Raw genomic sequence first — 10,944 nt, forward strand, 5'->3', positions numbered from 1 at the left:
CACACGATCTGCGCACGCCGCTGATGCGTCTCGCGCTCCGGCTCGAAAAGGCGCCGGACGAGATCCGCGAGGCGAGCGAGGAGGATATCCAGGAGATGAGCCAGCGGATCGGCGCGGCGATGGCGTTCGTCCGCGACATGACCCGGCATGTCCGCCGCCAGCGGCTCGACCTGCGCTCGCTCGCGGAAAGCATCACCGATGATTATGCCGACCGCGGCGAGCAGGTGGTGCTGGCTCCCGGTCCGTCGCTCGCGATCGACGGCGATGCCCCCGCGCTCAAGGCGTTGCTGGTCAATCTGGTCGACAATGCCGTCAAATATGCCGGGCATGCCGAGGTCCAACTTTACCGCGACCGCGACACGGTGGTGATCGAGGTCGGCGATCGTGGTCCGGGCCTCTCCGCCGCCGATGCGTCGCATGCCTTCGAGCCGTTCTTCCGGGCGGAGCGGTCGCGCAACCGCGATACCGGTGGCACTGGCCTCGGGCTCGCCAGCGTCCGCGCGGTGGCGCATGCGCATGGCGGTGCCGCGTCACTGGAGAATCGCCCCGAAGGCGGTCTGATCGTGCGCGTCATTCTGCCGGCATGATCCGGCGCCGAAACAGGAGAAGACCGATGTCGATGCGCGCATGGACCGTGATCGCCGGCGGGATGCTGGCCGCGCTGGCGCCCGCCCCGAATGCCGCGGCAACAGCGCAGTTGAGCCCCGAGCCGGCGCGACCTGCCCGGCAGCGCCCGCAACAGGGCCGCGGCCAGCTGTTCATCAGCCCGATGGGCGAGCCGTTCCGCTCGACCCAGAAGGCCGGCGCCGCGCAGGCATTATGGTTCCAGGGCGCCGACCGCGACGGCGATGGCCGGATCACCCGCGCGGAGTTTCAGGCCGATGCGACCCGGGTCTTCGCGCATCTCGACCGCGGCCGCGATGGCGAGATCGATCCTGAGGACATCGCCTGGTACGAAAACATCCTCGTCCCCGAAATCCGCGTCCGCGGTGGAGGACGCGGCGGATCGGGGGGACGTCCCGACACCGGATCCGGCAAGCGTGGCAACGCCGCCAGCCGCCGCACCAGCACCGCCGACGCGACCTTGCGGATCGGCGCGGGTCGCTTCGGGCTGTTCGACCTGCCCGAGCCGGTCACGTCGGCGGATCTGGATTTCAACCGCGGCGTCGACCGGGCAGAGTTCGCCAAGGCCGCCGCCGACCGGTTCGCCGCGCTCGACCGCAATGGCGACGGCGCGATCCGGCGTCGCGAAGTGCCGCGCGCGGGCGGCGACACCTGGCGCAACGGCGACGACCAACTCGGGACTCCAACGCTGACGCCCGCGCGCTGACATGCCGCATCAGCCGGGTGGCGGCCCGGCCCCCAACGGACCACCCGGCCCACCCGGACCGGGGGGCGCATGGCGAAGCCGCATCAGCGCCTCGAACCCCGCGCGCTGCGGCGTGTCGAGACTGTCGTAGAAGCTGCGTGCTGCCATCAAGCGCGACCGGTCATGCGCTGCGTGCGCGGTCGCCTGCGCTTCGAACCGTTCGAGATGGCGGGCGAAATCCTCGCCACCCGGCATCGACGGGCCCGGGCGCATGTTCGGCCCCTCCCCGCCATCGCGCGGCGGCGGAGGCGGCCCCCAGGCGGACAGAAACGCAACGAGCGCGCCACGCTGATCGGGCCGCAGGTGCAGCAGCAGCGCGATATCGTCAGCCTCCCGGGCCTGCATCGCGTCGACATTTGCGGGCCCACGCTCCGGCCCACGCGGGCGCTCGGCACTGGCAGTGCAGGTCACACCGAGCAGCAGCATCGCGGCCAGCCAGCGTGCCGAACGCGGTTTCGTCATAATCATCGTCATCGTACTTTCCCCGTTCCGGCGCCGGTGTCAGCCGAGCATCCCGGATATGATCCAGCGCCGGCTCAGCGCGGATTTGGTGATCGTCGCCCCGCATCCACGGCAGGCGGCGCGCTGGATCGACGCGCCGGCGACATCGCGGTGCCGCGACCGGGGCAGATGACGCCCGACGCTGCAATCGGTGGTGCGCGGTGATGGCATCGACATGGCTGGCTCCCCGGTTCATTCCGTCGGGCCGGATATCGCAGCGCGGTTTGTCCCGAATATTTCAGCGAGCTGCCCCCCGGACGACAGACGGGAAAAAGCCCCGCCATCACGCTGGATGGCGGGGCTTTTAACAGTTGTACGGTTCGCCTCCCCTAGAACTTTACGTTCGTGCTGACGAAGAAGGCACGGCCATAGGGGTCGTAGGTCGACGGATAGGTGTTCGCCTGTTGCTGGTTGTCGCCCAGAATCGGCGGCTGCTTGTCGAACAGGTTGTTGACCCCGACCGACCAGGTGAAGCCGTCCTTGATCCGGAACGCCGCGGTCAGGTCGAAATAATCATAGGCCTTGATCCGCTCGACCGCATAGGTCGTCGCGCTGTCGTCGTCCTTCACCGCCGACAGATGGCGATACAGCACCGATACCGTCATCGGCCCGGTCGAATAGGTCGCCCGCGTCGACAGCCGCCATTTCGCATAGGGATTGCCGCAGGTCTGGCCGAACTTGCCCGCACAGTCGATCGTCAGGTCGGGGATCGCCGCCAGCGGGTTATAGTCGAACGCGATCAGCCGCGTACCGCTGAAGCGCAGGTCGAGCCGGCTGGTGTCGCTGCCGAACGCGCCGAAGCCGAGCGGCAGGCCGTAGCGCGCCTCGAAATCGACCCCGCGCGTCGTCACGCCCCCCGTATTGGCCAGCGTGTTGGCCGCATCGGTGATCGCAAAGCTGTTCGCGTCGCGCGGCAACGATCCGCAATAGCTCGCGTCATAGGGCGTGTAGCCATTGTCCGCGTCGCCGTAACAGGCGCGGATCAGGTTGGTGGTGCCGACCGTCGAGATATAGTTCGCGATCTTGATCTTGTAGTAATCCGCGGTGAACGAGAAGCCGGGCAGGAAGCGCGGCTGGAGCACGATGCCCGCGGTATAGGTGTCGGACGTCTCCTCGCGCAGCGCGGGGTTGCCGCCGTTCACCGTCTGGATCTGCGTGCTGCCGCCGTCATAGGCGGTGCCGATCACCGACGCCGCGACACCGTTCGACAGGCAGCTCGCATTCAGATTGGTGTTCGTCAGCGCCACCGCGGTCGTGCACGGATCGGTCGCGGCGGGAAAATCCTGCGACGCGCCGCTGAACAGGTCCGAAACGGTCGGCGCACGCACTGCCCTCGAATATTGGCCGCGCAGTGCGATGTCGTCGATCAGCGACCAGACCGCACCACCCGAATAGGTGTTCACCGATTTCGCCGCGGTCGAATAATAGGAATAGCGATAGGCGCCGTTGACCTCGAGCTTCTTCACGAAGGGCAGATCCGCGAGCAACGGTACCGCGACCTCGGTATAGACTTCCTTGACGTTATACCCGCCGCCCAGGCCTTCGCCCGCGTTGAAGCCGACCACGTCGCCCGACGACAGCGAGAAATCGGGATTGTAGCTGCCCTGTTCGCGGCGATATTCGGTCCCGAACACGATCCCGACCGGGCCCGCACCCAGATCGAACAGCTCGCGGTTCGAGATCGACGCGCTGGCGACCTGCTCGCTGATCGTGCTCGAATTCTGGACGGGGATGGTGATGAACGCAGCGGCCGCGTCGCTGATGTTGCCCGCCCCGAAGATGTTCAGCGGGACGCAGCCGTTGCTCGTATCCGAACACACCAGATTGCCGCCGGTGTCATAGGTCGTCCGCAGCGCCTGGAGCACGCGGCTGCGCGAGACGTTGCCGGTCTGGCTCTCGATCGATTTGGTCCGCGAATAGCTGTAATAGGCGTCGTAGTTCCAGCCGCCACCGATATCGCCCTTCGCGCCCAGCACGGTGCGATAGGCGGTGTTGTCGAGGCTCGACACGCGATTGCCGACCTCGCTCAGCCGTCGGTAGATGGTCGAGGTGACATAGCCGTCGCCATCCGTATCGAGCCCCTGGAGCAGCGCGCGCGAGCCTGCGGAGAGAAACGAGGAATCGGCGTCGAGCGAGACCGACCCGGTGAACGGCGTCGGCGCAAGCTGGTTCTTCACGCGGTTGTTGATGAACTGGCCCTCGGCATAGACGGTCAGCGCATCGCTGACGTCGTAATGCGTCTGCGCGCTCATCAGGAACCGCTCCTGCGGGACCTGCAGATAGTTGGACGGCGCATAATTATAGGCGTCGGTCGCAGCGCTATAGGCGGAAAAGCTCCCGTCGCGTTCGAACTTGCGGTTCACCCCGCCGATCGCGAACCGCGTGCCCTCGATCGAGCCCGACCCGCCTGCGATCAGGCCACCCTCGCCATCATCGACCTGCGCCTGTCGCGAATAGTCGCGCGCCGACTGAAGGATGCCGTTGCGCTTGGTATAATCGAAATAGACCGTCGCATTGCCGCGCCCGTCCTCGAAATTGCCCCCGAGCAGCAAATTGCCGTTGAACGTGCCGCCATCGCCCGCTTCGTTGATGCGGTAGTTCGCATTCACCTCCGCGCCGCTGAAATCCTTCTTCATGACGAAGTTGATCACGCCCGAAATCGCGTCGGAGCCATAGACCGCGGACCGGCCACCGCTGACGATGTCGACGCGTTCGATCAGCCCGGCGGGGATGGTGTTCAGATCGACGACCTGGTTCGAGTCATAGGCGACGTAGCGACGGTTATCGACGAGCACGAGCGTTCGCGTCGAACCCAGCCCGCGCAGATCCGCGGTCGCCACGCCGCCCCCGGGGTTGTTCGACGCCCCCGTCGTGCTCGGCACGAGCTGCGGCAGGTCCTTCAGGACATTCTCGACATTGGGCTGGCCCGACAGTGCGAAGTCCTGCGCGCTGACCACCGCGATCGGTGACGCCTGCTGCAACTGGAGACCGCCCAGCCGCGATCCGGTGACGACGATCGTCTCGCCATCGGCCGGCGCAGCGTCGTCAGGCACCGCCTGCGTAGCCGGGTCGACGGTCTGCGCGACGGCCGGTGCACTTAAGCCAAGCAGAAGCGTGGACGCCAGAAGGCGTTTGCGAAAGTCCAGACGCATGGTGATACTCCCTGAGCCGCAACACTTTGGGTTGCGCGGCATTTTTTGCGATGACGGATATGGTCCGTCCGGCAAAGCTGCAGGGATTTGACGGGGTCGACAACGGCTAAGTCGTCATCGAACCGTCATGCGTTCGACCTGTTGTTAGGCAGCCACGGTTTGTTACAAACCATGTCGCAAGCAAGACTGTATCGTGTCTTTGATCGCAGCGCGGACATCAGCCAAGCATCACGCCGCCGGTCGGCGGAACACGACGGTCACGCTCCGCACGCGTTGACCCACAGCTCGGCTCTGTACTCGAACGCCAAACCGCAGCGCTTCGATCGCCACGGCCAAGCCGGTGGCCGACGACCCGCGGATACCGGCTTGGGGCGGCACGGTCGCGCGGCTCATTGGAACGTCGACCCGGCGGCCATCGCCTTGCTTGGGCTCAGCCCCTGCTGCTCGAGGAACTGGTTCAGCGCCGCGACCAGATCCTGCGCAGCCCCGCTGGTCAGCGCGACCCGCCCGACGACGACCCGCTCGACCGACGGCGCGTCGCGCGTGTGATCGCACCGCGCGCTCTCCAGCGTCAGCACGATCACGCCCGACAGATTGGCGAGCCCGGCGAGCCCCGTGGCGAAGACTTCGGGCGCGAACGGATTGTCGACGAGCGGCGGCAGCGTCGGCGCGCTGATCGGCGCGGATGACGGGACGGATTTGATGGCGACACGCATGGCGATGGTCCTCGCAGGATGAAGGGGCGAGCCGATTGGCCCGCACGGCGCTCTAGCCAGCGACCATGTCCCGAACATTTCCCGCCACTTGCTCCATGTGTCAGCCGGTCCCGGCGACCGCGCGGTCGCGCTCGTTGGTGACCCAGTGTTGCAATCCGGCCGGCGCGCGCCATCCGCCGGAAACATCGCCCGCCCAGGCGCCCGGTCTCACCCGGAGACCTCCCCATGATGTTCGAATTTGGCGCCAGTACGATGGCCCTAGCCTTGGCCGGCACGATCGGCGGCACGGCGGTCGCAGCGCCCGTCCAGCATGCGAAGCCCCCCGCCCCGACGCCACCAGCCGGTGCCGCCGTCCGGACGATCCGAACCTTGCGCATCGAGGGCGCGCAGCGGATCGAGCCCGAGACCGTGCTGAGCTACACCAAATTGCGCGCCGGCATCCCCTATACGGCGGAGACGCTCGATCAGGCGCTCAAGGATCTTCAGGCGAGCGACCTGTTCGCCGATTATTCGATCGCCGGCGTCGAGGACGGCAATATCGTCGTCCGCATCCGCGAGAACCCGATCGTCAACCGCATCGTCGTCGAGGGCAACAAGGCGCTCAAGAGCGACAAGATCACCAAGGAGATCAGGCTCGCACCGCGGCAGATCTTCACGCGCAGCGCGGTGCGGCAGGATGTCGCGCGGATCGTCGAACTCTATCGCCGGCAGGGCCGCTTCGCCGCGATGGTCGATCCGAAGATGGTCAGCCTCGATCAGAACCGCGTCGACATCGTCTTCGAGGTCAGCGAGGGCCCGAAATCGAAGGTCCGCCAGATCAACATCCTCGGCAACAGCGTGTTTTCGGACGCACAAATTCGCGGGCAGATGGCGACCAAACAGGCACGGCTCAGCCGCATGCTGTCGTCCGCAACCAGCTACGACCAGGATCGCCTGAGCTACGACCAGCAGAAGCTGCGGCAATTCTACCTGACGCAGGGCTATGCCGACTTCCGCGTGACGTCCGCGGTCGCCGAACTCACCCCGGACAAGAAGGACTTCATCATCACCTATGTGGTCGAGGAGGGCAAACGCTACACATTCGGTGACGTCACCGTCGACAGCCAGATCCGCGACTTCGACAGCAGCAAGCTCGCCGCGACGCTGCCGCTCAAGAAAGGCGCCTGGTACAACGCCAAGCAGGTCGAGGACGCGGTCGACAGCCTGAGCCAGACCGCCGGCCTGTTCGGCTACGCCTTCACCGAGGTCAATCCGGAGTTCCAGAAGGACGCCGACACGCTGACGATGGGGATCAACCTCAACATCGCCGAAGCCAAGCGAACCTATGTCGAACGCGTCGAGATCAACGGCAACACACAAACCAAGGACAAGGTCGTGCGGCGCGAGATCCGCCTGGCGGAGGGCGACGCGTTCAACAGCTTCCAGGTCAAACGCTCGGAGGACCGGATCAATTCGCTCGGCTATTTTCAGGACAAGACGGAGATCAAGCAGAAGCCCGGCTCCGCGCCCGATCGCGTCATCCTCGAGACCAACCTCGAGGAAAAATCGAGCGGCGAGCTTCAGCTCTCGGCCGGCTATTCCAGTCTGGAGAATTTCATCGCGTCCGCCACGATCACCCAGCGCAACTTCCGCGGCATGGGACAGGAGCTACGGGCCGGGGTCAGCTATTCGAGCTATTCGAAATCGGTCAATCTCGGCTTCACCGAACCCTATCTGTTCGACACCAACATCGCGCTGGGCGGCGACATATTCCGACGGGATTACAGCTCGTACAGCACCACCGGCGACACCGACAGCACGACCTATGAACAGATCTCGACCGGATTCCAGATCCGCGCGGCGGTACCGTTGACCGAATATTGGTCGGCCACCGCACGCTACGGCCTGTCCTATGATCAGGTCACGCTCGATGCGGACACCTATTACACCAACGGCGCGTGCGATCCCGCGGTTGCCGGCCAGTATCTGTGCGACGCGGTCGGCAATCGCTGGACCTCGTCGATCGGCTATTCGCTGGTGTTCGACAGCACCAACAGCCGCACCCGCCCGTCCAAGGGCAGCAAATTCAGCGTCAGCCAGGATTTCGCCGGCCTCGGCGGCGACACGCGGTATCTCCGCAGCACCGCCAACTATTCGAAATATGTCGATCTCGGCTCGCGCTTCATCCTCACCGCGCATGCCGAGGGCGGCTATATCAGGGGGCTCGGGCAACAGGTGCGACTGACCGACCGCTTCTATCTGGGCGACCCGCAGATGCGCGGCTTCGATATCCGCGGCGTTGGGCCGCGCGTGACGCGGACCTATTACGACACCAGCACGATCCCCGCGACGATCTCGACCGACAGCAGTTCGAACACGCAGACCGCGCTGGGCGGCACCGCCTATTACCAGGCCCGCCTCGAGGTCGAGCTCCCGCTGGGCTCGGGCGCGCGCGAACTCGGCCTGCGCCCCTCCGTCTACATGGACGTCGGCGCGGTGTTCGGCGGCAGGACGCCGACGCTGACCGACAGCTGTGCCGCCGCGAACGCGACCTCGATCGCGTGCGTCGCCGCGACCCGCCAATATACCGACAGCGCCGGCAATCTGCTCTATCTCGATTCCGCCGGCGCAAGCACCACGACCAACACCGGCACGCCCTACAGCTATTCGCTCGGCGCCTATCGCGAGACCTATACGGGCAATAGCGCCAGCCCGCGGCTGTCTGTCGGCATAGGCGTCAACTGGGCCTCCCCGTTCGGCCCGCTGCGGATCGATCTCGCCAAGGCACTGCTCAAGGCCGATGGCGACGACAGCAAGCTGATCACCTTCAATATCGGCGGCCAGTTCTAGTGTGCACGGCGTCCTCCTGCAAAACGCCCTGCGCGTGGGGAAGCCGCCCGGTTGAGCTTGCCGCGGAGCTGCCCTAGACCCGTCACGCCACCGGCTCGCGTCCGCACGTCGCGGCGACGATCCGGGGCATGATGGAGAGCGTCCCCCATGTGTTTTGACCCCGCCCCGAAGCGCAAACCCGCGAACTTCCCGACGGCGGTGACACGATGATCCTCCTGCTGCTGGCCGCGCAGGCCGCGACGCTCGGCGCGACCAATTACGGGCTCGACGCACCGATGCCGACACCCAAAACGACGCCCGCCTTTGCCGACGAATTCAACGGGCGAACGATCGATCGCCGCAAATGGCGGTTCGACACCTCGCGCAATGCCGAGGGCTGGGCCAATCACGAGCGCCAATATTATGCCAAGGACCGGCCCCGGAATGCGCGGATCGAAAAGGGCTCGCTGATCATCGAGGCGCGTCGCGAGACGCTGTCCAAGGCACGCTTCCCCGACTGGGGCGGCCAGAGCTACAGCTCGGCTAAGCTCGTCTCGCGGGTGCCTCGCGGCTATGGCTTCTACGAAGTCCGCGCGATGCTGCCCTGCGGTCGCGGCAGCTGGCCCGCGGTCTGGCTGTTGCCGAGCGGCGGCCGCTGGCCCGACGAGGGCGAGATCGACATCGTCGAGCTGGTCGGATGGGACCCGAACGTCGTCTATGCGACGGTGCACAGCGGCGCGTTCAACCACACCAAGGGCACGCAGCGCGGCGCGCAGAAGCGCGTGCCGACCGCCTGCACCCGCTATCATCGCTATCAGCTCGACTGGCGCGCCGATGTCATCACGATCGGCGTCGACGGCCGCGCGGTCATGCGCGTCGCCAATGACCAGCCCGGCGGCAAGGCGGCCTGGCCGTTCACCCGGCCCTATGACCTGATCCTCAACCTTGCGGTCGGCGGCGACTGGGGTGGGCAGAAGGGGATCGACGACACCGCCTTCCCGCAGCGCATGGCGGTCGACTATGTCCGCTACTGGCGCCCTGCCCCGAGCCGGTCACGCCGCTGATCGCGGCTGCGCCGAGGCCGGGCCCGGATCGGCCTCAGCGCCGCCCCCGCGCGGCGAGCAGGATCATCCCCCCGCCCAGCGTCAGCACCGCGAGCACGACCAGCACCGCATCGAAATCGCGCGGCGTCGCCAGCGCCCAGGTGATCACCGGCCCGAGCAGCCCGGGCAGGGTGTTGGCGAGGTTGAGCAGCCCGAGGTCGCGTCCCCGGTGCCGCGCGCTCGGCAACAGCTGCATCGCAAAGCCCGCGTGCAGCGCCAGGAAGACGGACGTCCCGCCCGTATAGACGCAGAACGCCGCCGCACCGCTGGTGAAGTCGCGCGCCGCCATCATCGCGATCAGCCCCGCCGCCGCGATCAGCGCTGCCGCGAACAGGAACGGCTTGGTCCGCCCGGTCCGGTCGGCAAGCCGGCCGACCAGCACTGCGATCGGCAGCGGCACGCTATAGGCGACGATCATCACCGTCCCCATCCGCGCGGCGAGCACCGACTCCGGTACCGACGGCGCGACGGTTTCGAAATAATAGAGCAGATAGACGAACAGCGCGCTGCCCGCGACCTGCACGAGCAGCCGCGCGGTCCAGGCGAGCAGCAGATCGCGCCGCAGCATCGACCGCAACACCGGCGGCGGCGCTCCCGCCTGCCGCGTCCCGCGCACGATCACGAGCGGAAGCGTGCACATGGCAACGGTGACCGCGATGACCACGAACCGCGCCGGCTCGCCGAACCGGCTCGCCCCGACCAGCGCGGCGGACAGCGTCGCCGCGACCGGATTGGCCATCGCCAGCAGCCCGCCCGCGACCCCCTTGCGGCCATCGGGCACCTCTTCGGCGATGATCGCCATCAGCGGCGCGATCACCGCGTTCAGCGCGACCTGGAACAGGACGATCCCCGCCACCAGCAAGGCAGGCGTGGTCGCGGCCGCGAGCCCCGCATAAGACGCCATCGTCGCAACGACGCCCCCCGCCATGATCCCGCGGCGGCCTCCGCCCCGGATGACCAACCGGTCGCCCAGCCAGCCAAAGCCGATATTCGCCACGCTAGCCGCGATCGCTCCCGCGATCACCGTCACCGTCAGCAGATCGAGCCGACCGTCGCCCGCGACCTGATCGACCTTGATCGGCAGCAGCAGCGTCAGCAGCGGCAGATAGCCGACGACCGCCCCCGCATAAGCCAGCGCGCAGACGAGGAGGAAAGCGGCCGGTCGCGGCGCGGGTGACGGCGACCGGCCATGCGGGGAGAAGGGAACGGTACGCGGCACGATGGCGCCCTTGTGACCCGCTCGCCGCCGTCGGGCAACTCCCGAACCACCCCCGCCGCCGCCGCGGCTGGTCTAC

Annotated in this window: 8 protein-coding genes; 4 read left to right on the top strand and 4 right to left on the bottom strand. The window is 66.9% G+C overall.

Going from position 1 to position 10,944, the window contains the following annotated elements; genetic code table 11:
* On the top strand, positions 1-587 hold a 587-nt coding region (locus tag sphsw_RS06160; protein WP_031439834.1), incomplete at its 5' end, for a sensor histidine kinase.
* 26 nt (positions 588-613) lie between these two features.
* The gene (locus sphsw_RS06165; protein ID WP_052380856.1) at positions 614-1,330 is read left to right on the top strand and encodes a hypothetical protein; all 717 of its coding nucleotides are present in this window, start codon (positions 614-616) and stop codon (positions 1,328-1,330) included.
* A gap of 9 nt (positions 1,331-1,339) precedes the next feature.
* On the opposite strand, the gene sphsw_RS06170 is transcribed toward sphsw_RS06165, so the two are convergent.
* From sphsw_RS06170 to sphsw_RS06180, 3 genes are all read right to left on the bottom strand, one after another.
* The gene (locus sphsw_RS06170; RefSeq protein ID WP_031439836.1) at positions 1,340-1,831 is read right to left on the bottom strand and encodes a Spy/CpxP family protein refolding chaperone; all 492 of its coding nucleotides are present in this window, start codon (positions 1,829-1,831) and stop codon (positions 1,340-1,342) included.
* Positions 1,832-2,199: 368 nt separating this feature from the next.
* Positions 2,200-5,022 carry a TonB-dependent receptor gene (locus sphsw_RS06175; RefSeq protein WP_031439837.1) on the bottom strand — a complete coding sequence of 941 codons (2,823 nt, stop codon included), beginning with the start codon at positions 5,020-5,022 and terminating at the stop codon, positions 2,200-2,202.
* A 389-nt stretch (positions 5,023-5,411) separates the two neighbouring features.
* A complete protein-coding gene (locus tag sphsw_RS06180) occupies positions 5,412-5,738 on the bottom strand; it encodes a hypothetical protein (RefSeq protein ID WP_031394510.1) in 327 nt (108 codons plus the stop codon).
* 225 nt (positions 5,739-5,963) lie between these two features.
* Between sphsw_RS06180 and bamA the strand changes: the two genes are divergently transcribed.
* Complete coding sequence (bamA, locus tag sphsw_RS06185) at positions 5,964-8,567, top strand: outer membrane protein assembly factor BamA (RefSeq protein ID WP_081874178.1); 2,604 nt, start codon at positions 5,964-5,966, stop codon at positions 8,565-8,567.
* 206 nt (positions 8,568-8,773) lie between these two features.
* Positions 8,774-9,610, top strand: coding sequence for a glycoside hydrolase family 16 protein (locus sphsw_RS06190; protein WP_031439839.1), 837 nt, complete (start codon positions 8,774-8,776; stop codon positions 9,608-9,610).
* 34 nt (positions 9,611-9,644) lie between these two features.
* Here the strand turns inward: sphsw_RS06190 and sphsw_RS06195 are convergent, their stop codons facing one another.
* Positions 9,645-10,868: an MFS transporter gene (locus sphsw_RS06195; RefSeq protein ID WP_235188304.1), complete on the bottom strand. Its 1,224-nt coding sequence runs from the start codon at positions 10,866-10,868 to the stop codon at positions 9,645-9,647.
* Positions 10,869-10,944: the final 76 nt, after the last annotated feature.

This window comes from Sphingomonas sp. FUKUSWIS1 (assembly GCF_000733135.1).
Taxonomy (GTDB): Bacteria; Pseudomonadota; Alphaproteobacteria; order Sphingomonadales; family Sphingomonadaceae; genus Sphingomonas; species Sphingomonas aerolata.